Genomic DNA, 23,125 nt, shown 5'->3' with positions numbered 1-23,125 from the left:
GACGAAACCGGGGGTTCTCAGCGTTTCCCCATGAGCGTCCGCTAGGGTCTGGCCTGTGAGTTCGGAAAAGACCACGGCGGCCGGGACCGTTGGAATCCTTGGCAAGCTCCTCGCCTTCCTGGCCGTCAGCGCCGTGGTGGGCGCGCTTGCGGCAGGCCTGCTGACGCCCGCCGTCGCCGTGACCGGCGCCGCGGTGAACGGGTCCCAGAGCATGTTCAACAGCCTTCCAGCGGACCTCACCGTGACCCCGCCGGGGCAGGTGACCAAGATCCTGGCGGCGGACGGTTCGCAGATCGCCTCCCTCTTCACGGAGAACCGCACGGACGTACAGCTCAGCCAGATCGCCCCGGTGATGCGCAACGCGATCGTCTCCGTGGAGGACTACCGCTTCTACGAGCACGGCGGCCTGGACCCCATCGGCATCCTGCGTGCCCTGGCCACGAATGCCTCCGGCGGCCACCAGGGCGCGTCCACGCTCACCCAGCAGTACGTGACGAACGTCCTGAATGAGAACCTGGTGGCCCAGGGCCAGGGCGACAGCGTGGTGCTCAACGGCGACAAGACCACGGGTGACAAGCTCCGCGAGATGAAGCTGGCTCTGGGGCTGGAGAAGCAGATGTCCAAGGACCAGATCCTGCAGGGCTATCTGAACATCGTCCCGTTCAGTGGCAATGCGTACGGCATCCAGGCGGCGAGCCAGTACTTCTTCTCGGAGAACGCCTCACAGCTCACCCTGCCGCAGGCGGCTCTCCTGGCCGGGCTGGTCAACGGCCCCAGCTATTACGACCCGGTCGCGCACGCGGACCGTGCGGTGTCCCGCCGCAATCTGGTGCTCGGCACCATGCTGCAGCACGGCTACATCAAGCAGAAGGAGTACGACGACGCGGTGAAGGCACCGCTGACACTGGCCTTGAAGGCGCCGCACCAGGGCTGTGCGTACGCTTCGCAGGCGGAATACTTCTGCAACTTCGTCGAGAACCAGATCCTCAACGATCCGGCCTACGGGGCCACGACGGATGACCGGCGGAACCTGCTGGAGCGCGGCGGCCTGACCATCAAGACCACCCTGGACCCACGGCTGCAGGGCCCAGCGCAGGCCCAGGTGGACTCCACCACCGGCGCCAATCCGGACAAGTGGGGATCCTCCCTGGTGACGGTGCAGCCGGGCACCGGCAAGGTGGTGGCGATGGCCCAGAACAGCCGCTTCCTGCCTGGCCATGGTTCGGGTTTCGAATCCGACTACAACTTCAATGTGGACGCCTCTGATGCCAACGGAAATCCGCTGGGTGGCGTGGGCGGAATGCAGCCCGGCTCCACCATGAAGCCGGTGACACTGACGGCCTGGCTCGGCGAGGGCAAGTCCCCGGAGCAGATCGTGGATGCCTCACGCCGCGTCTATCCTCTGGGTTACCCGTGGAAGAGCACGTGTGGACCGGTGATCGGTGCGTACGACTCGGCGCAGGTGGGTGAGGGAGCTGACAAGGACCTCCAGAATGACGAGGACGGCTACTACCAGCCCATGTCGGTCCGGCGAGGCATCTACCTGTCCATCAACACGGCGACATTCGCCTCCGCCGCCGGTCTGAACGACTTCTGCGACATCCAGCGCGCGGCAGACGCTCTGGGCATGCACGACGGCGCCGGGAAGGGTGCCAAGCTCAGCATGAACACGCTAGGCTCACTCCTGGGCTCCTACAATGTGTCGCCGCTGACCATGGCGAACGCGTTCGCCACCTTCGCGAGCAACGGCACCTACTGCACGCCGGTCTCCATCGCAGAGGTGGACGACCGACAGGGCAAGAAGATCGGCGGACAGGCACAGGACTGCAAGGCGAATGCGATATCCCCGGAGGCGGCCAAGGAGGCCACGAACGTGCTCCAGGACGTGCTGGCCAAGGGATCAGGCCAGCTGATCCCCCAGAAGCTGAGCGTCCCGGCGGCGGCCAAGACCGGCACCAACCAGTTCAACAACCAGACCTGGGTGGTGGGATACACCAAAGGCCTGGCGACGGCGTCCTTCTTCGGTGACCCGTTCAATGGCAGCGATGCCCATCCTGGTCAGCACGTCTGGGTCAATGGCGTGTTCTACGAGGCCATCGACGGCGCCTACATCGCCGGTCCGCAGTGGGTGCAGTACATGCAGAAGGCCCAGGCCTTCTACGATCATGGCGACTTCGCCCCACCCACGCCGCCGCAGCAGAACAACCAGCCGCGCCAGACTCAGCTGAGCACACAGAACCAGCCTCCCGTGACGACGAACCCGGTCCAGCCGACCAAGCCAGCTAAGGGCCGGGGCTGACACAACGTGACGGGGATGCCCCAGCAGTAGCCCGTCCAGGCCCGGAAGCCGGCCCAGACGATGCTTGTAGGAGAGTTCATAGGCCGAGGCTGCGGACACCACCAGGCGATGATCCAGGGACTGCACGATGCGCCGGACTTTGACGGACAGCTTCCTGGGCTCGGTCAGCGCCCAGATCAGGGCGTGGGTGTCGAGGAGATAGTCGGGGCTTCCCATCGCAGCACCTCCTCCTCACTCAGCGGCTCAAGGAACTCATCCGGGAGGGTTCCCTTGACGTATCCGAGCCGTCTCTTGGTGGGTGGGATGATTTTCACCAGGCGGGCGACGGGCTTCCCGGCCTTGGCGATCACCACGTCCTCCCCTCGCTCCACGAGGTTCAGCAGTTCCGAGAGGCGGGTCTTGGCGTCCTGGACGTTGTACTGTCCCATGTTGACCACGTCCAGTTGGTCAACCTCTGCGCAGTATGGCTCCGGACGGTACCAGGAGTCAGGTTCATCTTCGTAGCGATAGCTCATGCCCTGACGCTAAGCGGATTCCCGGGACCTGAGCGGCGCCTGTCCGGCCATGTGGACAAGCGCCCCGGGCCGGCAACCACCGCCTCAAACAAACAGCCCTCACCCCCGGGAGGGGGTGAGGGCTGTGGCCGATGACCTGGGTCATCACGAGCGTGGAGATGGCGGGAATCGAACCCGCGTCCGATGTTGCTTCAGCAGGGCTTCTCCGGGCGCAGTTTGCGTCGGATTTTCTCGGCCCCAGCCATGCTGCAAACAGCCGGCTGATCCGGGCCCAGTCATCAAAAAGTCCCGATCGCTCCGATGACGAAAGCGATCAGCAGTGGCTATCTAATCGACGCCAGACACCAGGGCGATAGCATCCCTGGGCTGACGGACTGTCTTACTGCTTAGGCAGCAAGAGCGAAGTCAGTGCGCTTAGAGTTGGCACTTATTGGTTTGCAGACATCGTTTACGAGATAAGCCTGCATCCTCGGCCCGCTTCACCTGCCTCGACAGACACCGTCGAAACCGATCATCCCCATGTTCATTTATCAAGCCGGTCTGTCACCAGACCCCCGCACAGTCTCCCATGCAGGACTCTTCAGTATACCCGTTCCCGGGGATCCACGCTATCGGCGGTTGCGAGCGCGGAGGACCCGCTGGGCCTCCCGCTTGTCCTGGGCCTCCCGGAGCGACTGGCGCTTGTCATACTCCTTTTTGCCTCGCGCCACGCCGATCTCCACCTTCACGCGCCCGTCCAAGAAGTACAGCTGGAGCGGGACCACGGTGAAGCCGCTTTCGCGGATCTTCTGGGAGATCTTGATCAGCTCGGAGCGGTGCAGCAGCAGCTTGCGCCGGCGGCGGGACGAGTGATTCGTCCAGCTCCCCTGGCTGTACTCGGGGATGTTAGTCTGCTCCATCCACAGCTCGTCGCCGTAGAAGGTGCAGAACGCGTCACCCATGTTGGCGTGCCCCTCGCGGAGGGACTTCACCTCGGTCCCCATGAGGGCGATGCCGGCCTCATAGGTGTCCAGGATTTCGTAGTCGTGGCGTACCTTGCGGTTGGTGGCCACGACTTTCCGGCCACTTTCCTTCGGCACGGCGGACTCCTTCTTCGTGAAAACAGTCCTTCCAGTCTACCCGGGAAGAACGGAAGACCCGCTCCGACATGGAGCGGGTCTTCCGGAAGCGCTACTAGAGCAGGCCCATGGGGTCCACCGGGGAACCGTTGACCCACGTCTCGAAGTGGGCGTGGCAGCCGGTGGAGTTGCCGGTGCTGCCCGAATAGGCCACCACCTGCCCCTGCGCCACCTGCTGACCCGGCGAGACCACCACGGAGCTGTTGTGGTAGTACACGGTGGTCAGGGCGTTGCCCTGCACCACGCCGTGGGAGATCTGCACGGTGTAGCCACCGCCGTTGTTCAGCCAGCCGCCCACCACCACCGTGCCGGCCGCGGCCGCGTGCACCGGAGTGCCGCAGCCGACGCCGAAGTCGATGCCGGTGTGCATGTACCCGCCGGTGCCCCAGAAGTCGATGGTGCCCGGGGGCGTCGCGCGCCATCCCCAGCCGGAGGTGATCGGCGGGTTGCCGTCGAACGGGCCGCGGATGCCGAACGCGGAGATAGGCCCGGGGGCCGGCGGGACATAGCCTCCTCCCCCGCCGCCGGAGTTCCGCGCGGCTTCCTCAGCCTTGCGCTGCTGCTCTGCCAGCCACTCCTGACGGAGACGCTCGTCGCGGGCCTTGATCTGCGCGGCCACCTCGTTCTGCTGGGCGTTGACCTTGGCCAGCTGCGCCTGGATGGCGGGCTTGGACGCTGTCAGCTCTTTATTCAGACGCGTGGTGTCTGCCACCAGCGTGTCCACGGCGGCCTTCTTGCGCGCCGCCTCATCGCGGGCCACCTGCTCGCGTGCCAGGGCTGCGTCGGCCTGCGCCTTGAGGTCGGAGATCTCCTGCTCGACGGCGGCCAGGCGCGCCGACTGGTTGACGTGCACCGCCTTCTGCTGGTTGAGCTTCTCCATGGCCGCATTCTGGGTGCGCAGCGCCTGGTCGGCCAGGCTGATGCTGCTGACGAGCGACTCCTGGTCCGTGGACCCGAAGAGGAGGGACAGGTCATCCGGCACGCCGCCGGACTTGTACGCCTGGGTGGCGATCTGCCCGATCAGCTTCCTGGTGTCCTCGGACTGCGCCTGGTCCTGCTCGATCTGCCGGCCCAGCCGCGCCTTGCTCTGCTGCGCCGCGTCGACGCGGGCCGCCAGAGCAGCGGCCTCGGCGGTTGCGGAGGCGACCCTTCCCTGTGCATCGGAAAGGGCCTTCTGCGCGCCCGGCAGCTGCCCCTGGAACAGCGTCAGGTCCGCCGCGGACTTGGCGATCTTGCCGTCCAGGAACTCCAGCGAGGACTGCACATCGGCGGCCCGGTTCTGCAATTGCTGCTGCTGGTCATCGAGGTCGTCGGCACGGCTCGGCGCGATGCCGGCGGCCAGCAGAAGGGCGACGACGGCGGAGACCGATGCCGCGCGGCGCACCAGTGAGCGGGTGGATGCGGCGCCGTCGTGCCCGGCGTTCTGCCGGGCACGACGCCGCGTTGTTGGTCCGGGAGTCTTCACTGCGGTCCTTTCCATGGGCCGGTCTCCCGGTGGGGAGGCCGGCTTCTCTTGGGGCCTAGGCGTTGAGCGGCTTACGGAGGGTGAACAGGGACGAGACGCCCGCGATGACCGCGCCCAGGGCGATCAAGGCGGGGACGAGCCAGAGGGTCTGGGCGTCGGAGATGAAGGCGGTCTGCTTGTACTGATCCGCCAGGTAACCGGTGAGGAAGAAGTGCGAGATCGCCCAGATGGCGCCGGACGCCAGGAGTGCCCCCACCACTGCCGCCAGCACGCCTTCCAGGATGAACGGCAATTGGATCACGGCCTTGGACGCGCCCACCAGGCGCATGATGGCGGTCTCCTTGCGCCGCATGAAGGCTGAGAGCCTGATGGTGGTGGCGATCAGGAGGGCCGCGCAGACGATCATGATGGCGGCGATGCCGATCGCCACGATCGACGCGGTGTTCATCGCGGAGAACAGCTTCTCCAAGATCTGGCGCTGGTCGATCACGCTCTCCACCCCAGGCTGGGAGGAGAAGCTCTCCGAGATGATCTGGTACTTCTGCGGGTCCTTGAGGTTGACGCGGAAGGAGGAGGGCAGCTGATCCGGGGTCACGGAGTCCACGATCGGCGAGTTGGCGAACTGCTCCTTGAAGTGCGCGTACGCCTCCTGCTGCGACTCGAACTGGTAGTCGTTCACGTACTGGCGCACGGCGTCCGAATCCAGCAGCTTGCGCAGATTGTCCTGCTGCTCCTTGGTGACGGGGCCGGAGGAGCAGTTCGCCGTGGTGGAACCCGGGCTGCAGAGGAAGATGGCCACCTGGACCTTGTCGTACCAGTAGCCCTTCATCTGGTTGATCTGCATCTGCAGCATGCCGGCGGCGCCCACGAAGGTCAGGGACACGAAGGTCACCAGGACCACGGAGATGAACATGGAGAGGTTGCGGCGCAGACCGTTGACGATCTCACCGAAGATGAACATGGGCCTCATGCCTGGGCCTCCCCGGTGGTGCCGGTGGCGGGGGTGACCTTGGGAATCAGGGAGGTGTACGTGGCCTTGGCCTCGTCACGCATGACCTTGCCGCGGGACAGTTCGATCACGCGGCGGCGCATCCGGTCCACGATGTCGTCGTCGTGGGTGGCCATGACCACCGTGGTGCCGTTGGCGTTGATCTTCTTCAGGACCTCGGTGATCTCTTCACTCGTGGTGGGATCGAGGTTGCCGGTGGGTTCGTCGGCCAGCAGGATGTCCGGCTGATTCACGACGGCGCGGGCGATGGCGACGCGCTGCTGCTCACCGCCGGAGAGCTCATGCTGCATGCGCTTCTCCATGCCTTCCAGGCCCACCATGGCCAGCACGTCGGTGACACGCTCCTTGGTGCGGGCCCGGCTGGCACCGATCACCTGCATGGCGAACGCCACGTTCTGGTACACGTTCTTCTGGGGCAGGATGCGGAAATCCTGGAAGACGACGCCGATCTTGCGGCGAAGCTTCGGCACGCGCCAGCTGGTGAGGGTGGAGACGTTGTGGCCGGCCACGTAGACGGAGCCGCTGGTGGCGACGTCCTCCCGGTAGATCATCTTGAGGAACGTGGACTTCCCCGAACCGGAGGCGCCCACAAGGAAGACGAACTCGCCACCCTCGATCTCGACGCTCACCGAGTCAAGGGCCGGCTTGGCCCGGGGGTCGTGGACCTTGGTGACATTTTCGAAACGGATCATGGCTTCCCACAGCCCCGCGGGCGGGCATGGGGAAGCCGCTCCAGCGGCCGGTGCCCGGGCCTGGTCTTGGGGGAAGTGATGGCACCGGCTTCACGAGTCTATGTCCGCATACTGGAAACGCCGCCCTCATCGGGCGGCGTGTCGCAGGTGGAGCGGGAGCGAGTGGGCCGGGCCCGCGCGCGAGGGTCCCGGGCCGAGCTTGCGAGGCCAGGGAGCGTGTGGGGTCAGTCCTCGGTCTTACGGCCATCAGCACGCCAGCGGATGCCGGCGTCGATGAAGTCGTCGATGTCGCCGTCGAGCACTGCGCTCGTATTGCCGACCTCGTGGTTGGTGCGCAGGTCCTTGACCATCTGGTACGGGTTCAGGACGTAGGAGCGCATCTGATCGCCCCAGGACGCCTTGATGTCACCGGCCAGAGCCTTCTTCTCCGCGTCTTCCTGCTCCTTCTTCAGCAGCAGGAGGCGGGACTGCAGCACACGCATGGCGGCGGCGCGGTTCTGGATCTGGGACTTCTCGTTCTGCATGGAGACCACCACGCCCGTGGGGAGGTGGGTCAGGCGGACGGCGGAGTCCGTGGTGTTCACGGACTGGCCGCCGGGACCGGAGGAGCGGAAGACGTCCACGCGGATCTCGTTGTCCGGGATGTCGATGTGGTCGGTCTGCTCGATGAGCGGGATGACCTCCACAGCGGCGAAGGAGGTCTGGCGGCGGCCCTGGTTGTCGAAGGGGCTGATGCGCACCAGACGGTGGGTGCCGGCCTCGACGCTGAGGGTGCCGTAGGCGTACGGCGCGTTGACCTCGAAGGTGACGGACTTCAGGCCGGCCTCTTCAGCGTAGGACGTGTCCATGACCTTGGTGGAGTGGCCGTGGCGTTCGGCCCAGCGGAGGTACATGCGCATGAGCATTTCGGCGAAGTCGGCGGCGTCCACACCGCCGGCGCCGGCGCGGATGGTCACCACGGCCTCGCGCTCGTCGTAGTCGCCCGACAGAAGAGTGACCACCTCAAGCTGCTCCAGGGCGGAGCGGACGGAGGCGAGCTCATTGTCCGCCTCGATGAGGGAGTCCTCGTCACCGGCCTCCTGGCCGAGTTCCACCAGGACCTCCAGATCATCGATGCGGTCGGAGAGCTTGATCAGGCGCTCCAGCTCGGACTGGCGGTGGGAGAGCTTGGAGGTGACAACCTGAGCGGCTGCCGGGTCGTCCCAGAGGTCCGGGGCGCCGGCCTTTTCGCTCAGCTCGGCGATATCCCGGCGGAGGGAGTCGATGTCCGTCACCTGGGCGATCGAGTCGTAGGTGGCCCTCAGGGCGCGGATCTCTGCGGGAAAATCAGTCTCAGCCATGGTCTTCCAAGACTACGGCATCCCACGAGGCTTCCGTGCGGCCGCGGCACACGACGACGGACGGTCAGCGCATGAGCCGGGCACGCGCCGTCGAGCTCGCCTCCAGGACGATCCCGTCCGGGAGGAAGGCACTCACGATGGGCGGGCGTGCGAGAGCCTGCAGGGTGACCCGGGCGGTCCGGCCGTCCTGGCTGCCGGAGGCCGCCAGGACACGCACACCCTCCATGCGGGCCGCCTCGGGACTGCGCCGGAGGTATTCGGTGCTCGCGGCCTGGACCCGGCCGTCATCGAGCCGCACCACGGCGCCCTGTCCGGCGCCGCCGATCCCGGCGACGTCGAAGGTGTCCGCGGCGGATGCCGCCGCCCCGTCGGCGAGCGACAGCAGCTTCTTGTGCTCCAGGTAGACCGATGAGGCGGCCATGAGAACGACGGCGGCCAGCAAGGCGATGACCAGGTAACCGAGGGCGAGGATGTTGACACTCCCCCGCTCGGAATCGCTTGCCGTTCCGGTCACCTGAACCTCCCGACGATCTGCGTCCCGCTCGACGACACGTGGGCCGCGTTCAGGCCCACTCCCGGCGGGGTGAACGGCAGTGGGACCGTCACCTCCACCTGGACCGTGACGGCTGTCCCGGGCGCACGGCAGTCCGAAGGCTGGCAGTCGACACGCACGGCGGCCGCACTCCGGGGCAAGCCCTGGTCCGACAGCGCCATGGTGACGGCCTGATCCACGGCACGGCCGGCCGAGACGTCGTCACCGGACGTCGCGGCCACCTTGGCGGCCTGGTCGGAGGCCCCGGCAGCTGCGAACCCGGCCGCCTGGATCTGGGCGACCGTGATGACGAAGTAGAGGACCGGGACCATCAGAAGCAGCGAGAGGAAGACGAACTCCACCGCGGCGCTCCCCTCTTCCTGTGAGTCCTCGCCGGCGTGGAGGAGCCGCCGGAGATCAGGCATGCCGAGCAGCATGACCACTCACCTCCAAGGCGAGCGAGGGGCCCAGCAGGCCCAGGGCTGGAAACGGCGAGCGCACGGTCACGGTGACGATCCGTCGGCCATCCACCTGCTGTTCGTCGGCCGTGACGTCCTGGGAGAAGGTGTTTCCGACCGCCGAGCCGATGAGATCCTCCGTCCGGCCCTTCGCATCCGCGGCCGTCCGGTCCGCGAGGGCGCCGTACCGGGCCCCGGAGGACGCCGCGTCCACCAGGGTGTTGCGGACGTGCAGGATCACGGTGAGCTGGAGGATCCCCAGGAAGAGCGCCGTCATGAGCCCGGCGACCAGGACGAAGTCGACCACAGCCGATCCTTGCTCGCAGGATCCCCGATGCCGCGCCATAGACGCTACTTCCTGGTGACCGTGTCGATGGCTTGCTTGAAAAGCCCTTCCAGCGCCGGACCGGCCACGGCCAGAAGCAGAGCCACCAGGGCCGCTGTCATGAGCGTGACCATGACCCAGCCGGGCACGTCGCCACGTTCGGAACGTTCGGTGGGTGCCGGCAGCGCACGTGCCAGCAGTACGGTGGCAAGGCACGCCACCGTGGTTGCGAGGGTGGCGGTGACCGCCCTCGCCCGTCCATGCGGTGCGATTCGACGGGTGTGGTGTGCCAGGCTGGGCGTCGGAATTCTCATGGGTCTCTCCAGGGGTGCGATGAGTGATGGGACTAAAGCATGATGGTGATGGCGGCGAGGCCAGGGAACACGGCGAAGATGACGGTCAGCGGGAGCAGTCCGAACACGACCGGGACCATCATGGTGATCTCCTTCCGTCCGGCGGACTCCATGAGTTCGCGCTTGCCCAGATCCCGGACGTCCTGGGCCTGGGCCCTGAGCACCTCGGCGAGTGGGGTGCCGCGCTCCACTGCAACGACGATGCCGTCGACGAAGCGCTCCACCGGTGCCAGCCGGACCCTCTTGGACAGCCGCTGCAGTGCCTCCAGCAACGGCATCCCGGCCCGGGTGTCCGCGAGTGCCCGGGAGAACTCTCCGGCCAGCTCGCCTTGTGCGATCGACGCGACCCGTTCCAGAGCCCCGCGGGCGTTGGTGCCGGCCCCTACGGCGAGCGCCATCATCTCGGCCAGACCGGGGAACTCCCGGAGGATCCTGGTTTCACGCACCCGGATCCTGTGAGCGAGCCACTGCTCCTGCACCATGTGTGCGGAACCGGCCGCCACGACCGAGGCCAGGACGGCCACGAAGGGCGTCATCCTGCCCGAGAACACGCCGATCAGGCAAAGCATCAGTGTGACCGCGAATGCCGCACCGCTGAGGAGGACCTGTCCCGCCCGGAAGTCCACGGCCGTCCGCCTGCTTCCCGCCCTTATCAGGCGCTCCTGAAGTGCGGAATTGCTGAACCGGAATCGTCCCAGCCACTGCACCGCGTCGCGCAGGACCGGGGCGAGGATGCGTTCCAGCGGCCCGAACGGGGTGATGTTCTGTTCCGCGGTTCTCAGAAGGCGGGACCGCAGGTCCTGAGAGCGCACTTGCGGTGCGATGCGCTCTGCAAGGGTCGTGGCACGCATGAACGGCATCCTGACCACCAGCAGCCACAGTCCCAGGCCCAGGAGAAGCCCGAGGAGAACAGCCGCCACGGAGGGGTTCATGCCAGCACCCTCTCTTCGGCGGGGAGCGCCCCGATCCGCAGCATGACCCGGTAACAGATCACGGACACCACAAGTCCCCCGGCAAGCACCAGGACGCCTGCGGCCGTGCTGTACGCCTCGATGGCCTCGTGACGGGTGGACATGAGCAACAGGATGAGCCAAGGGGCGGCCACAGCGAGCCGGGCCGCATTGACCGTCCAGGACTGCCGGGCCTCCAATTCGCTCCTGGTCCTGGCCTCATCCCGGAGGAACTCCGCCAGTGTTCCCAGGAGTCTGCCCAGATCCGCGCCGCCGACATCTCGGGTGAGTCTCAGCGCCTCGATGATGCGGTCCGCCACAGGGTCGGCCAGGCGGTCCTTGAGCCGGTCCAAGGAAGTGTCGAACTTTCCTCCGGAACGGTAGTCGGCCGCGAACTCGGCGAAAGGCGGCCGGAGCTCCTCGGGACCCTTGGACGCCAGCTGCACGAGTGCCTCCGGAAGCGACAGCCCGGCCCGGATCGCCGAACGCAGGTGGTCCACCGCATCCGGCCAGGCCCGGCGGAGGACGGCCCGGCGCCGTCCGGCACGCCAGCCGATGAGGTTCCAGGGCACCCATGCTGCGAAGGCCCCGAAACAGATGGAGATGGGGACGGATCGGGTCACGGCCAGAAGGATCAAGGTGACCACAAGCGCCAGCAGAAGACTTGTGCCGATGAGTGCCGCCGGAGAGACCCGCTCGATGCCCGCATCGGCGAGCGCCAGGGAGATGCGCGACGGCCTCTTCGGCGCTCGTTCGCCGGTCGCCCGTAGCCAGAATGACCACCAGACGAGCAGGAGTCCGAGACCCAGGGTCACTCCGAGCACGGCGGACATCAGGCGGCTCCGACGAGGGACTGGAGACGGTATCCAGCCTGGGTGAATTTCTCCTCCGGCGGGTAGCTTCCAGTGGCCCGGAGCGTGCCGTCCTCCAGAGCGAAGACCGTGCTGGACTCGATGACGTTGTTCTCCACCCGCCGGCCCAGGGCGACGATCTCCGAAACGAGGCGGCGACCCTGAGACAGCCGCGTGCAGTGAACCACCAGATCAACACAGGAGGCCACGGTCGGCACCACGAAGTCGCTCGTGATGTTGCCACCGGCAAGGAGCGGCAGGGTGCAGATCTTGGTGACCGCGTCCCGGGCCGAATTGGCATGGACACTGGCCATCGCGCCGACTCCGGCGTTCATCGCGATCAGCATGTCGAGGCTTTCGGCGGCCCGCACCTCACCGACGATCAGCCGGTCGGGACGCATGCGGAGAGCTTCTTTGACAAGGTATCGCAACGGGATCTCACCTTCGCCCTCCAGATTCGGCTGACGGCACTGCATGCCCACCACGTCCTTCAGTGCACACTGGAGCTCGAAGACCTCCTCCACCGTGATGACCCGCTCGCGGCTTCCGATCGCGGAGGCCAGGCAATTCAGAAGAGTCGTCTTGCCGGCTTGAGTGGCCCCTGAGACCAGGATGTTCAGGCCACTGTTCACGGCCGCTCCGAGAAACCGGGCCGCGGGACGGCTCAGCGTTCCCAGCTCGACCAGGTGTTCCAGCCTGGACGCCTTGACGACGAACTTCCTGATGTTGACCGCCCAGTGCTCACGCGTGATGTCCGGGATGACCACATGGAGACGGGATCCGTCCGGCAAGGACGCATCCACGAACGGGCTGCTCAGGTCGAGCCGGCGTCCTGAGGACTTGAGCATGCGCTCCACGAGATCCTCCACCTGGGCCTGAGTCAATTCCAGTCCCGTGCGTTCCGACGCCCCGTTCCTGGCTACGAAGACATCCCGAGGGGAGTTGATCCAGATCTCCTCGACCTCAGGATCATCGAAGTACGGCTGCAGCTCTCCGAAACCGGCCACCGAGGCCAGGACGTGCCGTCGGGTGAGCTCCGCGGAGGCAAGGACGGGAAGACCGCCCAGCAGGGCCCGTTCCTCATAGTCGCTGACCGCTTCGGCCACCAGACGGCGAACCTGCGTCTCATCCGTGAAGGGATCGATGCCGCGGCGGCGCACCAATTCGCGCACCTCTGCTTCGACGATCTGCACTGCATCCATCACGCGCCTCCCCCTCGGCAAACCTGTCATGTGGCTGTCACGTTATGGCATGCCACATATTTAGCCAAGTCACAGGCGATAACGTTGTGGATAAGTCAGTCTCGTGGGGCCTGTGTGGCTCTTGTGACGGCTGTTAGTCTGAATCGGTCTGGAGGGGAGACACCGGTCAGCCGTCCCCGTCAGCTCTGGAGAGCAGCATGCACCACGGGAGCAAGTCCCCCGAGTCCACCCACACCCGTCGTCGCGCCACCGTCCGCGGCTCCGCTGTGATCCTCGCGGCAATGCTGCTGCTCGCTGGCGGCGGCGCCGCCGTCGCCCAGCCCGGTCCCACGCCCCCGGTTCCACCGGCCACGGTGAGTGCGGACGCATCGACGCAGGGCGCCGTCGTGCCCGATGGCAAGACCTCCGGCGAGCGCGCCACGGCACGTCAGGCAGTGGGCCGCGATGGTGCGACGATGCAGACCAACGCCGCTCAGAAGATGGTCCGGGCGGGCCTTCCGGGCCCGGCACCGGAACCCGCAGCGCGCATGGCCCGCGAGGCCATCCCCGCGGCGCCGCAGACCGGGCCATCCAGTGGCACCGCCCCGCTCTCCCGTTCGGTGCCAGGGGTACTCCCCGCAGCCACCTGGAACCCTGGCTTCGGTGTCCCGGGACAGGATGTGAGCTACTACCAGGGATCCGTCAATTGGGCCGCGCAGTACAGCGCCGGATCGAGATTCGCCTACGTCAAAGCCACCGAGGGTTCGTACTACACGAACGGATACTTCGGCTCGCAGTACACCGGCTCCGCCCAGCAGGGCATGATCCGCGGCGCCTACCACTTCGCCATCCCCAGCTTCTCCTCCGGCGCCGCGCAGGCCCAGTACTTCGCGGCCAACGGCGGCGGCTGGAGCTCCGACGGCATCACCCTGCCGCCAGTGCTGGACATCGAATACAACCCGTACGTGGGCCGAACCGACGTCGGGTTCAACTCAGGCGACATCTGCTACAGCCTGGCCGGCGCCCCCATGGTGAAGTGGATCAGCGACTTCGGCAACACCATGCTGCAGCTGACCGGCCGCTACCCCGTCGTCTACACCACCACCGACTGGTGGACCCGGTGCACAGGCAACTCGTCCGCGTTCTCCAGCTACCCACTGTGGATCGCCGCCTACCCGTCCTCCCCCAGCACCACACCGGGCACGCTCCCCGCAAGCTGGCAGCAGTACAGCATCTGGCAGTACACGGACTCCGGGCCGTTCGCCGGCGACTCGGACATCTGGAACGGCGACTACACCGGGCTGAAGCGCTTCTCCACGGTGAGCGATGCGGCGACGGCGATCGCCACCGAGGCGGCGCAGAACAGCTGGCTGGGCGGGGCCAAGACGGGGGTCAACTGCGGGCTCACCGCGGGAGGCTGCTACCAGATCTATGCCAATGGCACGATCCACTGGCAAGCCTCCGCCGGGGCTCACGCCACCAAGGATCCCATCCGCGCCACGTGGGCCGCCCAGTCCTATGAGAACGGCCCTCTCGGCTACCCCAGCACCGACCAGGCTTGCGGCCTGGTCAACGGCGGCTGCTACCAGATTTTCCAGGGTGGATCGGTCCACTGGTCAGCAGCGACAGGAGCCAATCTGACCGCCTGGGGCGCCATCCGCAACGCCTGGGGCGTCCAGGGCTACGAGAACGGCTCGCTCGGGTACCCGACGAGCAACGGCGAAACGTGCGGCCAGCCAAACGGCGGCTGCTACCAGCTCTTCCAGGGCGGTGCCATCAATTACACGGCTTCCACCGGCGCGCACATCACCAGGGGGGCCATCCGCGGCACCTGGGGTGCTCAGGGCTATGAGAACGGCAGCCTCGGCTACCCCACCACCGATGAAACCTGCGGCCTGCTCAACGGCGGCTGCTACCAGCTCTTCCAGGGCGGTTCCATCCACTGGTCGCCTTCAAGCGGAGCGAAGCTGACCACCTGGGGCGCCATCCGCAATGCGTGGGGCGCCCAGGGCTACGAGAACGGCAGACTCGGCTACCCGACCAGCAACGGGGAAAGCTGCGGTCTCATCAACAGCGGCTGCTACCAGATGTTCCAGGGCGGGGCCATCAACTACTCCCCCGCCACGGGAGCACACGTCAGCCCCTTCGGCGCCATTCGCACCACGTGGGGAAGCCTGGGCTTCGAGCGAGGGGCGCTCGGCTACCCCACCACCGACGAGATCTGCTCGGTCTCAACCTCGTGCTACCAGAGCTTCCAGCACGGAACCATCAGCTGGACCTCGGCCGGAGGGACCTCGGTCTCGTACTCCTGACATTCCCCGGCCCACTTCAAGGCGCCGTCTGACGTAAACTGCTGTCCGCAGCCTTCGTCCTCAGCACCGGGATCAGAAATGCGGCATACTCAACCCAGCGGAGGTCATGTGGAGCAGCGGTCCACCCCCTTACCACTCGTGAGCGTCATCATTCCGGTCTACAACTCCGGGCAGCTTGTCGCAGGTGCTCTCGAAAGCCTTCGCGCCCAGACGTTCGACAACTGGGAAGCCCTTTTGGTGGACGACTGCTCAACAGATGACTCTGTGATTCTGGTGCGAGAACTCCTTGAACAGCTGAACGACACCCGGATCAGGCTTTTCGAGCTGCCCGAGAACGGCGGGCCCAGCGCCGCCCGGAACCACGGGGTCCGTGAGGCCGGCGGCGAGTTCGTCTGTTTCCTCGACGCGGACGACACGTTTCTGCCCGCGGCATTGACCCACCTCGTGGGCCTGACTGCCGGAGTCGACGTCGTCTGCGCGGCTCATGTGGCACGCTCGGCTTCCGGGGTGGAGACCGTGAGGCCGGACCGTCTCTCCGGGACGGTGCCGGGCATGGACGCCCTGACCGGCTTGCTTGAAGAGAGGGTCTGGAACTTCAATCACGGCCGGCTGTACCGCCGTGACCTCCTCGAGACCGTGCGCCACGATGAGCGGGTCCGTCGTTATGAGGACCTCATCTTCAACGCGGCGGCCTTCTCTCGTGCCGGCGCCGTGCGGTTCACCAGTCAGCCGGTCTATGTGTACAACGTGAACCCGGCCTCGGCTACCTGGTCCCAGAAACACAGCTCCCGCTTCGTCACGGAGACGGAGGCGTTCCTCCGCGAAGGACTCAGCCCGGAAACCGAACGGCTCGTCCCACGCCGGGCCTGGAACACCATGCGCACCACCCTCGCCGTCGTCGTGTATTCCGGGGCCCTCATGGCACACGCGGATCAGCCGACATTGAAAACGCTCCGCAAGGTGCTCAGCGACGCCCTCGGGCCCAGGGCGTTCTTCGATGTCCTGCGGACCAGGCCGCAGATCGCGATCGCCGGACAGTTCGCCCGTCTCCTCCCCGGCCCCTACGCGAAGATGTACCGCGAATACGTCGGCAAGACCTACGAGATCGCCGAATGAGTGCACGCAGTGAGGCGTCCCAGCGAACCCTGTATCTCATCGCCGCGGTCGCCCAGGGCGCCGGCCCGCTCCTGACACAGCCGTTCGTCCAGCGTCTCCTCGCCCCGGACGAATGGGGCAGGGTGGCGTTCAACCTCTCGGTGGTCTCCATCTCCCTCATCGTCATCCTGGCCGGGCTGCCTCTGGTGATCACCAGGACGTTCTTCGACCCCGACAGGGGGCACGACAAGGCACGCTCGCTGGCAGGTTTCGGGATCCTGCAGTCTCTGGGCCTCGGCGCGGCGGCCGCGGCGGTCCTGGCCGCTTGGTTCGGCTTCAAGGGAACCCTGGGTGACGAGCTGTCGTTGATCCTGGCGCTGTTCGCCGTAGGCCTGCTGGGTGCCATCCAGATGTGCCTCGCCGTCCTGAGGGCCCAGAAGCGCGCCGTCGCATTCGTCCTGCTGACCATCGGGGCCCAGACCGTGGGCCACCTCGCAGGTCTGGCCGCGGTGCTCTTCGTGGACCGGAGCGCCACGGCGTACCTCGGCGCGTTCACCCTGGTGGTGGCCGTGACGGCGGTCTTCAGCGCGCTGCTCGTCCGGCCGGAACGCCCGTTCGCTTTCCCCGGACTGGTCCGCGACTCCACCAGGAGCTCCCTGCCCCTGCTCCCCCACAGCATCGCGCTCGTGCTCATGCTCCAGGGCGAATCGTTCGTGCTGAACGCAATGCACGGGCCGGCAAGCTACGGCGTATACGGCGCCATGCTGCCCATGGCTCTCGGACCGCTCTCCGTGGTCCTCGCCCTGGCCAATGTCTGGGAGACCACCTTGCTGGCGCGCCGGGGGGACGACTCGGACGGCTCGATCAGCCGGACCCAGAAAGAGGCCCTCGGCGTGTCCTTGGCCCTGGTCCTGCTCGGCAGCACGGGCGCCGTCTTCGCCGCCAACATCCTCGCTCACGACCTGTCTTCCCAGCAGTTCGCCGTGGCCCGGATCCTGCCCGGCGTCGCGGTGGGCTACGTGATCTTCCTGATGGCGACCACGCAATTGGTGGCGGTCAACCGCACACGCTCCATGGCGATCATCACGCCCCTGGTCGCCGCGGCTCAGCTCGGGTGCCTGGTCCTGGTCTCCGCCTCCGAGAATCTGATGGCCGTGGCCCTGGTGAAGGTGGCCGGCTTCGCCGTCCTCGGTGTGCTGTACGCCCTCATCGCCCGGAGGGTCAGGCCCGGTCTCGTGGACCTCCGGCTCGTGCTCATCGGGCTTCCCGTGACCGCGGCCATCACCGCGCTGACGGTGTTCCAGCCAACCTGGCTCCTGCTCTCAGTCGCCGAGCTCGGGCTCCTCGTCCTGCTCATGGCCGGCGGCGCCGTCGCTCTCCGGCGGAGGGCGCGCTCAGCCGCGATGGCGGACCAGGTCTCCTGACCCACGACGACGGCGCGCCCGCCCTCAGCGCGCCGCCACGCCGTCGTCGCTCGGACCTCCAGCGCGGCCGGCTTCCAGCCGCGCGGCGCCCGGCTGCCCGGCACCTCGACGGCGAGGGATGAGCGCCCACACGAGGCATCCGGCACCCAGCGCGACGATCGTCCAGAACGGTGAGCCCAGGCGCTCGGCCTGCGTGTACACCGGATGCCCGACGACGCTGAGGACTCCGTAGAGCGAGAGCGGGAGAACCGCCCAGCTCACCGGTGTCAGGAGCCGACGGCGAGCGGCCAGGACGAAACCGGCCAACGCGGCCAGGACGACGAGGGCATAGCCGGCGTTGGCGGGGATCGCGGCGACGAACTTCTGCAGGAAGTCCCCCTCCAGTGCGACGAGCCTCTGCAGAGGGTCCGGCACGGGCGGCCGCAGATAGTGGCCGGTGAACGTGTCCTGAAGACTCTCGGCAAGCCCCGGGAAGTTGAACACGACATTCACCGCCAGGCTCGCCGCGAACAGGCCTGCCCCGAGCACCGTCTGCCGGAACCCCGCGGCTCTCGCAGGCTTGCTGCGGAAGAGGATCATCAAGACCCCGAGCAGGAGAACACTCAGCGTCAGCAGCATCAGGGACGAGTATTTGAAGAACAGCACCAGACCGAAGCCGGCCAGACTGAGCAGGACACCGGTGAACCACCGTCGCCGGAGGACCTCCGCCACGCCCCAGACCAGCACCAGGCCGGCCATCAGGGTCGGCCCCTCCGCCAGCAATGCGATGCCGTGCGGGATGCTCATCGGAAGGGCGTAGAAGGCGATCTGGGCCGTGGCTGCGGCCACGGCCGGCAGGCCCGCAAGGACCGCCAAACGGGCGAAGATGAAGCCGGCCAGGGCGCAGAAGAACACCGCCACGAGCCACAGCCCCACCCGGTCGCCGAGGAGATTCATCAGCGGGATCGAGACCAGCGGGTAGCCGATTCTAGGGGTGAAGATCGCCTGGTACTGAGGATTCCGGTCGATGTAGCCGATCACCGGGCCGTGGCCTGCCATCGTGGTGGTGACACAGTCGTCCACACTGCCCGTGTACGGGATGGACGGGTGCTCACAGAATTCCGTATAGGCCTTCGTCCAGGCCACATCCGGGGAATCCCCCTGGAGCTCGTGCGCGATCCGGATGTACTGAACCGTGTCTCCCCAGACCACGCCCGGACCCAGACTCACGGCCACCACCACGAAGAGCGCCGAGATCAGGCCATGCAGCCACCAGCGCCAACGGACGACGGTTACGGATTGAGCACGACGACGTCCCATGGATTCACCTGTTTCCCCTGACGAAGACCGCATCACCATCCCCGTCGGTGACCGACCGGTAAGCGGCAGTGACCACTCTGTGTCCCGGATACAGGATCGGCGGCGATTCATTCTACCGGCAATCCCGCAGCCACGTGGATTCAGTATTGGTTCGAGCGCAGAAGCCGGCGCTTCAGGAACTTCCCCACCCGGTGGAAATGACGTTCGACGAGCAGATGGAACACGTATGCCACGGCGTTGCTGAGGAGCACCGATACGAGGATCAGCCCCGCCGTGGGGATCCGGCCGTGCAGGAGCACCCAGAGGTACGTCACCACCGAGAAATGCAGAAGATACAGGGAGTAGCTGTAGCTCGACAGGAACAGACTGCCGGAACGGTACACCCGCTGGAACCGGCCCTCCCGTGAAACGCGGGTCCGGGAACCCGGGTCCGTGCCCAGGAAGTACAGGTGACAGAATGCCACCGCGGACGGAATGACCGTGGCCGCGGAATGAAGATTCATCTTCGTGTACCAGAGCCCTGCGAGCAGGCCTCCGAGACCGACCAGGAGCATCATCGTGTGGAACGCCTTCGGCAACGATGACATGCGATGGGCGGCGAGTGCGTACAGCATCCCGATCACCCATGCCAGCGACTCATAGCCACCCTTCGCCATGTAGCCCAGCGGGACCGCGATGGAGAAGGCCAGGAGGATCCCTGTGCCGACCCCCGCTTTGAGCTTCTTCACGGCGATGAACGCCAGGACACCGAAGGCCACGTAGATCCACCACTCCGCCACCACGGACCAGAGAGGCGCGCCGGTGCCGAGAGGACCGGCGCTGAGCCACGGGAGGCCCGCCGCGGGGGCGAGCTCCAGGAGGACGGGATGGTTGAAGAGCATGGTGAACGCGGCCACCACGGTCTGCGGCTCCAGGTCCACGTAGTCGAACGGAAGACGCGTCGATCGGCCGAACATGAGCAGATCACCCGCCAGGATGAGCCCCAGAGCCGGGATCAGCGGATAGATCACCCTCGCCACGCGATCGATCAGATAGGACCCGAAAGTGAAATCCTCCCGGTCCTTCTTCTTCAGGACCGCGCTCGTGATCAGGAACCCGGAGAGCACGAAGAAAATGATCACGGCGAAGGACTGGATGTAGAAGACGTGGCCGCCCGGCGGCATGAAGATCGCCGGGAGGAAGATGTTCAGCGCATGGCCGAGCACCACGGCCTGCGCGGAGACGCCCCGGGCGAAATCGAAGAAGACGACCGGGCCGGTCCTCGCCGTCGTCCGGCTCTCCTGCTGCAGAGTCTCCGGCTCAGACATCGGAGCCGTCCTTCCCGGCGGACGTCGCCCGGGCCGCCCGCCGCACCCGGCTCAGCTTGAAGAGCACCCCGCCGACGATGAGGGCCGTGACCAGCGCAACGGTCAGCAGGCCCGTCAGCAAGTCAGTCGGCAACAGGCGCAGACCGCCCACGTAGATCAGAACCACGGCGCATCCCAGGAGGAACACCCCCATGGGCCATCCGCCGGCCGCCCTCTTGCCGGCGACCAGCAGGTACGCCAGGCCGAGCAGCAGGAACGAGACCACGGACGAGACCGCCACTCCCACCAGATCGCCGTGCACGGCAGGCCACCAGGCCAGCCCGATGGACACCACCAGGACCGCCGGCGTCACCACGGACAGCCACCAGGTGACGCCGTCGGCGAACAGCAGCGTCGAAGCGTTCAGGTACAGGACATAGCCCATGGCCAGCAACGGCATGACCTGGGCCACCGGTATGAGTTCCGTCCTGCCGCCCGCCATGAGGTGCACCACCAGATTCGCACCGGATGCCGCGATGACCGTGACAGCCACCGCCGCGGCCACCGCCACCTTCATCGTGGAGCGCATCCGCTCCACGCGAGCAGGTCCACGGACCGCCATCAGTGAGGGCACCCACACATTGTTGAGCGCACCGAGGAGGGTGACCGTCCCCAGGACGAAGATCTGCACCTTGCCGTAGTTGCCCGAGACACCGGGCGCTGCCAGGGCCGCCAGGAGGAACGGGGCCCCCTGGGTCAGCAACATGAGCGCCCCGGTGTGGGGAAGGGCCGGGAGCCCGACGGCGATGGCCTCCTTCACCGCCCCTTCGTGCGAGAACGGCATCGCGGGGCGGGCCACGGCCACGGAGAGCAAGGCACTGAGGACCACCATGACCGCGTACCCCGCCATGAAGACCGTCGCCCGGGAGCCGAAGAGGAGCATGGCCACGAGCCCGCCGGCGTAAGCGACCATGGAGGACGTCAGACTCAGGACCACGAACATCACGGCGCGGCCCTGGGCACGCAGGATCGCCTGGGCCCCCAGGACGCACGACTGGAAGCCCATGGCGACGAGCGCGATGGCGAAGCTTCCGGGATGGCTGAGAGTGCCTGTGACCGCCGAGTAGATCACCGCGGCCCCGACGCCCAGGATGATCCCGCCAAGGCCCAGGAACCCGCTGATCGCGCGTGCTTTCGCCGCGCCGTCCGGGTCGAACCAGGCCTTGGTGATCGCCAGCGGCAGACCTGCGGCCGCCAGGATGACACCGACCTGGATGACCGAGATCGAGAGGAACAGCTCCTGCCACTGAGAATCGCTGTTCAGGAGGTGAAGCGCGAACGGCTGGAAGAGGAAGACCCCCACGCCCTGGGCCAGAGCGCCGACGAGGTACAGGATCGAATTCCTGGTCGCGTTGGCGGAGTGGCCGGATGCCTCCGGTACGGCGGTCTCGGGAGTGGCCTCACTCACCGTCCGAGGCAACCCATTCGAGGACGCGGTCGATGACCCTTTGCTGGTCTTCGACACTCAGATCGGTCGAGCACGGCAGCGACAGGCCGCGGGCGAAGAGATCCTCCCCCACGCCACCGCCGACCCTGGCCTCGTCCTTCAGCGGCGGCTGCATGTGCAGCGGGCGCCACAGTGAGCGCGACTCGATTCCGGCCTCGGCGAGGAAGTCCTGCAGCTCATCGCGGGCGTTGGCCCCCCGGGATCCGGGCACCAGGACGGAATACAGCCAGTAGGTGGATTCCTGTCCGTTCAGGGTCGGCGGCGTCTGGATGCCGGTGCCCGCGAACGCCTCGTTGTAGCGCGCCGCGATGGCCCGCTTCGTCGCCACGAATCCGTCCAGGCGCTCCAGCTGGGCCACGCCCAGCGCGGCGGCGATGTTCGTCAACCGGTAGTTGAACCCGATCTCATCGTGCAGATATCCGCGGTCGGGCATCCTGGCCTGGGTCGAGAGGTGCTTGGCGCGCTGAGCGAGCTCTTCGTCGTCGGTGGTGAACATACCGCCGCCGCCGGTGGTCATGATCTTGTTCCCGTTGAAGCTGAAGGCACCCATGTGGCCGACGGTTCCCACGTGACGGCCTGCCAACGGGCCCTCGGTCCAGGTCGCCCCCAGGGCCTCCGCCGCGTCCTCGATCAGGACCATGCCATATTCCTCGGCGAGCTCCAGGGCGGCCGCGGCGTCGGCGGGCTGGCCCAGGATGTGGACGATCTCGATCGCCTTGGGCAGCTTCTCCCCGGCGGCTTTCCGCCGTTCGAGCTCCGCCCGCAGACGCGGGACGTCCATGCACCAGGACTCGGCGTCGGAGTCCACCAGCAGCAGCTCCGCGAACTGGTACGACGCCGCGTTCGAGCTGGCCATGAAGGTGAAGTCGGAGACGGCCACCATGTCTCCCGGCTGAATGCCGGCCAGGCGCATCGCGAGGTGCAGAGCGGCCGTGCCCGAGGCACAGGCGACGGCGTACTTGGCGCCGACGTACTCGGCGAACCGCGCTTCGAAGTCACTGACGAAGTGACCGACGGAGGAGACGAAGCCACTGGCGATGGCCTCGTTCATCAGGACCGCTTCACGGTCGCCGATGTTGGGGATGGCGAGGGGGACTCGGGACACGATCGGCCT

At 66.8% G+C, this 23,125-nt stretch carries 21 protein-coding genes, 1 other RNA gene and 1 pseudogene; 4 read left to right on the top strand and 19 right to left on the bottom strand.

All coding sequences use genetic code 11. The features are described 5' to 3' along the window. The first annotated feature begins 55 nt into the window (after positions 1 to 55). The gene (locus Q9R02_RS08920) at positions 56 to 2,299 is read left to right on the top strand and encodes a transglycosylase domain-containing protein (RefSeq protein WP_305996313.1); all 2,244 of its coding nucleotides are present in this window, start codon (positions 56 to 58) and stop codon (positions 2,297 to 2,299) included. A gap of 123 nt (positions 2,300 to 2,422) precedes the next feature. Here Q9R02_RS08920 and Q9R02_RS16505 read toward each other — a convergent pair. From Q9R02_RS16505 to Q9R02_RS08850, 15 genes and pseudogenes are all read right to left on the bottom strand, one after another. Beyond that, a pseudogene (locus tag Q9R02_RS16505) lies at positions 2,423 to 2,515 on the bottom strand (PIN domain nuclease); the annotation flags it as partial. Continuing rightward, positions 2,476 to 2,814 (bottom strand): type II toxin-antitoxin system Phd/YefM family antitoxin, encoded by a 339-nt coding sequence (locus Q9R02_RS08915; RefSeq protein WP_305996312.1) that lies wholly within the window; start codon positions 2,812 to 2,814, stop codon positions 2,476 to 2,478. The pseudogene Q9R02_RS16505 and the gene Q9R02_RS08915, both read right to left, overlap by 40 nt. A 150-nt stretch (positions 2,815 to 2,964) precedes the next feature. Beyond that, positions 2,965 to 3,333, bottom strand: a transfer-messenger RNA (tmRNA) gene (ssrA, locus tag Q9R02_RS08910). Positions 3,334 to 3,422: 89 nt separating this feature from the next. Next, positions 3,423 to 3,893 carry an SsrA-binding protein SmpB gene (gene smpB, locus Q9R02_RS08905; protein WP_305996311.1) on the bottom strand — a complete coding sequence of 157 codons (471 nt, stop codon included), beginning with the start codon at positions 3,891 to 3,893 and terminating at the stop codon, positions 3,423 to 3,425. Positions 3,894 to 3,987: 94 nt separating this feature from the next. Then, positions 3,988 to 5,412, bottom strand: coding sequence for a peptidoglycan DD-metalloendopeptidase family protein (locus Q9R02_RS08900; protein WP_425279240.1), 1,425 nt, complete (start codon positions 5,410 to 5,412; stop codon positions 3,988 to 3,990). A gap of 40 nt (positions 5,413 to 5,452) precedes the next feature. Further along, positions 5,453 to 6,367 (bottom strand): permease-like cell division protein FtsX, encoded by a 915-nt coding sequence (ftsX, locus tag Q9R02_RS08895; RefSeq protein WP_305996310.1) that lies wholly within the window; start codon positions 6,365 to 6,367, stop codon positions 5,453 to 5,455. Then, positions 6,364 to 7,098 (bottom strand): cell division ATP-binding protein FtsE, encoded by a 735-nt coding sequence (gene ftsE / locus Q9R02_RS08890; protein ID WP_305996309.1) that lies wholly within the window; start codon positions 7,096 to 7,098, stop codon positions 6,364 to 6,366. Before ftsE ends, ftsX begins: the two co-directional genes overlap by 4 nt. Positions 7,099 to 7,322: 224 nt before the next feature. Continuing rightward, positions 7,323 to 8,438, bottom strand: coding sequence for a peptide chain release factor 2 (gene prfB / locus Q9R02_RS08885; protein ID WP_305996308.1), 1,116 nt, complete (start codon positions 8,436 to 8,438; stop codon positions 7,323 to 7,325). Between the two features lie 64 nt (positions 8,439 to 8,502). Further along, positions 8,503 to 8,952, bottom strand: a complete 450-nt coding sequence (locus Q9R02_RS08880) for a pilus assembly protein TadG-related protein (RefSeq protein ID WP_305996307.1) — start codon at positions 8,950 to 8,952, stop codon at positions 8,503 to 8,505. After that, positions 8,949 to 9,395, bottom strand: coding sequence for a hypothetical protein (locus tag Q9R02_RS08875; RefSeq protein WP_305996306.1), 447 nt, complete (start codon positions 9,393 to 9,395; stop codon positions 8,949 to 8,951). The genes Q9R02_RS08880 and Q9R02_RS08875 overlap by 4 nt, the downstream gene beginning before the upstream one ends. After that, complete coding sequence (locus Q9R02_RS08870; protein WP_305996305.1) at positions 9,388 to 9,774, bottom strand: TadE family protein; 387 nt, start codon at positions 9,772 to 9,774, stop codon at positions 9,388 to 9,390. Before Q9R02_RS08870 ends, Q9R02_RS08875 begins: the two co-directional genes overlap by 8 nt. A gap of 5 nt (positions 9,775 to 9,779) precedes the next feature. Continuing rightward, entirely contained in the window at positions 9,780 to 9,974 is a 195-nt protein-coding gene (locus Q9R02_RS08865) for a hypothetical protein (protein ID WP_305996342.1), read from the bottom strand. Positions 9,975 to 10,099: 125 nt separating this feature from the next. Further along, positions 10,100 to 11,038, bottom strand: a complete 939-nt coding sequence (locus tag Q9R02_RS08860) for a type II secretion system F family protein (RefSeq protein ID WP_305996304.1) — start codon at positions 11,036 to 11,038, stop codon at positions 10,100 to 10,102. Continuing rightward, positions 11,035 to 11,889 (bottom strand): type II secretion system F family protein, encoded by an 855-nt coding sequence (locus Q9R02_RS08855; protein WP_305996303.1) that lies wholly within the window; start codon positions 11,887 to 11,889, stop codon positions 11,035 to 11,037. The genes Q9R02_RS08860 and Q9R02_RS08855 overlap by 4 nt, the downstream gene beginning before the upstream one ends. Then, a complete protein-coding gene (locus Q9R02_RS08850) occupies positions 11,889 to 13,109 on the bottom strand; it encodes a TadA family conjugal transfer-associated ATPase (protein ID WP_305996302.1) in 1,221 nt (406 codons plus the stop codon). Before Q9R02_RS08850 ends, Q9R02_RS08855 begins: the two co-directional genes overlap by 1 nt. Positions 13,110 to 13,306: 197 nt before the next feature. Between Q9R02_RS08850 and Q9R02_RS08845 the strand changes: the two genes are divergently transcribed. The 3 genes from Q9R02_RS08845 to Q9R02_RS08835 all read left to right on the top strand — a co-directional run bounded on the left by Q9R02_RS08845 (position 13,307) and on the right by Q9R02_RS08835 (position 17,919). Further along, entirely contained in the window at positions 13,307 to 15,400 is a 2,094-nt protein-coding gene (locus tag Q9R02_RS08845; RefSeq protein ID WP_305996301.1) for a GH25 family lysozyme, read from the top strand. Positions 15,401 to 15,538: 138 nt separating this feature from the next. Then, complete coding sequence (locus tag Q9R02_RS08840; protein WP_305996300.1) at positions 15,539 to 16,516, top strand: glycosyltransferase family 2 protein; 978 nt, start codon at positions 15,539 to 15,541, stop codon at positions 16,514 to 16,516. After that, on the top strand, positions 16,513 to 17,919 hold the full coding sequence (locus Q9R02_RS08835) for a lipopolysaccharide biosynthesis protein (protein WP_305996299.1): 1,407 nt from the start codon (positions 16,513 to 16,515) through the stop codon (positions 17,917 to 17,919). Before Q9R02_RS08840 ends, Q9R02_RS08835 begins: the two co-directional genes overlap by 4 nt. 24 nt (positions 17,920 to 17,943) lie before the next feature. Here Q9R02_RS08835 and Q9R02_RS08830 read toward each other — a convergent pair whose 3' ends face one another. The 4 genes from Q9R02_RS08830 to Q9R02_RS08815 form a co-directional block, all read right to left on the bottom strand. Then, entirely contained in the window at positions 17,944 to 19,218 is a 1,275-nt protein-coding gene (locus tag Q9R02_RS08830) for a hypothetical protein (protein ID WP_305996298.1), read from the bottom strand. 140 nt (positions 19,219 to 19,358) lie between these two features. Then, positions 19,359 to 20,525 (bottom strand): acyltransferase family protein, encoded by a 1,167-nt coding sequence (locus Q9R02_RS08825; protein WP_305996297.1) that lies wholly within the window; start codon positions 20,523 to 20,525, stop codon positions 19,359 to 19,361. Beyond that, positions 20,518 to 21,972 (bottom strand): polysaccharide biosynthesis protein, encoded by a 1,455-nt coding sequence (locus tag Q9R02_RS08820; RefSeq protein ID WP_305996296.1) that lies wholly within the window; start codon positions 21,970 to 21,972, stop codon positions 20,518 to 20,520. The genes Q9R02_RS08825 and Q9R02_RS08820 overlap by 8 nt, the downstream gene beginning before the upstream one ends. Further along, positions 21,965 to 23,116, bottom strand: coding sequence for an aminotransferase class I/II-fold pyridoxal phosphate-dependent enzyme (locus Q9R02_RS08815; protein WP_305996295.1), 1,152 nt, complete (start codon positions 23,114 to 23,116; stop codon positions 21,965 to 21,967). The genes Q9R02_RS08820 and Q9R02_RS08815 overlap by 8 nt, the downstream gene beginning before the upstream one ends. Positions 23,117 to 23,125 lie beyond the last annotated feature (9 nt).

The sequence above is a fragment of the Arthrobacter horti genome (genome assembly GCF_030731045.1).
Lineage (GTDB): Bacteria > Actinomycetota > Actinomycetes > Actinomycetales > Micrococcaceae > Arthrobacter_E > Arthrobacter_E nanjingensis.
Note: the sequence above shows the minus strand (reverse complement) of the source record. Positions and strands in the feature narration are given on the sequence as shown.

Excerpts from the sequence above, each read along its gene's own strand:
- Q9R02_RS08850 (WP_305996302.1), bottom strand. The coding sequence starts at position 13,109 with ATGGATGCAGTGCAGATCGTCGAAGCAGAGGTGCGCGAATTGGTGCGC.
- Q9R02_RS08870 (WP_305996305.1), bottom strand. The coding sequence starts at position 9,774 with ATGGCGCGGCATCGGGGATCCTGCGAGCAAGGATCGGCTGTGGTCGAC.
- ftsE (WP_305996309.1), bottom strand. The coding sequence starts at position 7,098 with ATGATCCGTTTCGAAAATGTCACCAAGGTCCACGACCCCCGGGCCAAG.
- Q9R02_RS08875 (WP_305996306.1), bottom strand. The coding sequence starts at position 9,395 with ATGCCTGATCTCCGGCGGCTCCTCCACGCCGGCGAGGACTCACAGGAA.
- prfB (WP_305996308.1), bottom strand. The coding sequence starts at position 8,438 with ATGGCTGAGACTGATTTTCCCGCAGAGATCCGCGCCCTGAGGGCCACC.
- Q9R02_RS08915 (WP_305996312.1), bottom strand. The coding sequence starts at position 2,814 with ATGAGCTATCGCTACGAAGATGAACCTGACTCCTGGTACCGTCCGGAG.
- Q9R02_RS08825 (WP_305996297.1), bottom strand. The coding sequence starts at position 20,525 with ATGTCTGAGCCGGAGACTCTGCAGCAGGAGAGCCGGACGACGGCGAGG.
- Q9R02_RS08845 (WP_305996301.1), top strand. The coding sequence starts at position 13,307 with ATGCACCACGGGAGCAAGTCCCCCGAGTCCACCCACACCCGTCGTCGC.
- Q9R02_RS08830 (WP_305996298.1), bottom strand. The coding sequence starts at position 19,218 with ATGGGACGTCGTCGTGCTCAATCCGTAACCGTCGTCCGTTGGCGCTGG.
- Q9R02_RS08860 (WP_305996304.1), bottom strand. The coding sequence starts at position 11,038 with ATGAACCCCTCCGTGGCGGCTGTTCTCCTCGGGCTTCTCCTGGGCCTG.
- Q9R02_RS08900 (WP_425279240.1), bottom strand. The coding sequence starts at position 5,412 with ATGGAAAGGACCGCAGTGAAGACTCCCGGACCAACAACGCGGCGTCGT.
- Q9R02_RS08855 (WP_305996303.1), bottom strand. The coding sequence starts at position 11,889 with ATGTCCGCCGTGCTCGGAGTGACCCTGGGTCTCGGACTCCTGCTCGTC.
- Q9R02_RS08835 (WP_305996299.1), top strand. The coding sequence starts at position 16,513 with ATGAGTGCACGCAGTGAGGCGTCCCAGCGAACCCTGTATCTCATCGCC.
- ftsX (WP_305996310.1), bottom strand. The coding sequence starts at position 6,367 with ATGAGGCCCATGTTCATCTTCGGTGAGATCGTCAACGGTCTGCGCCGC.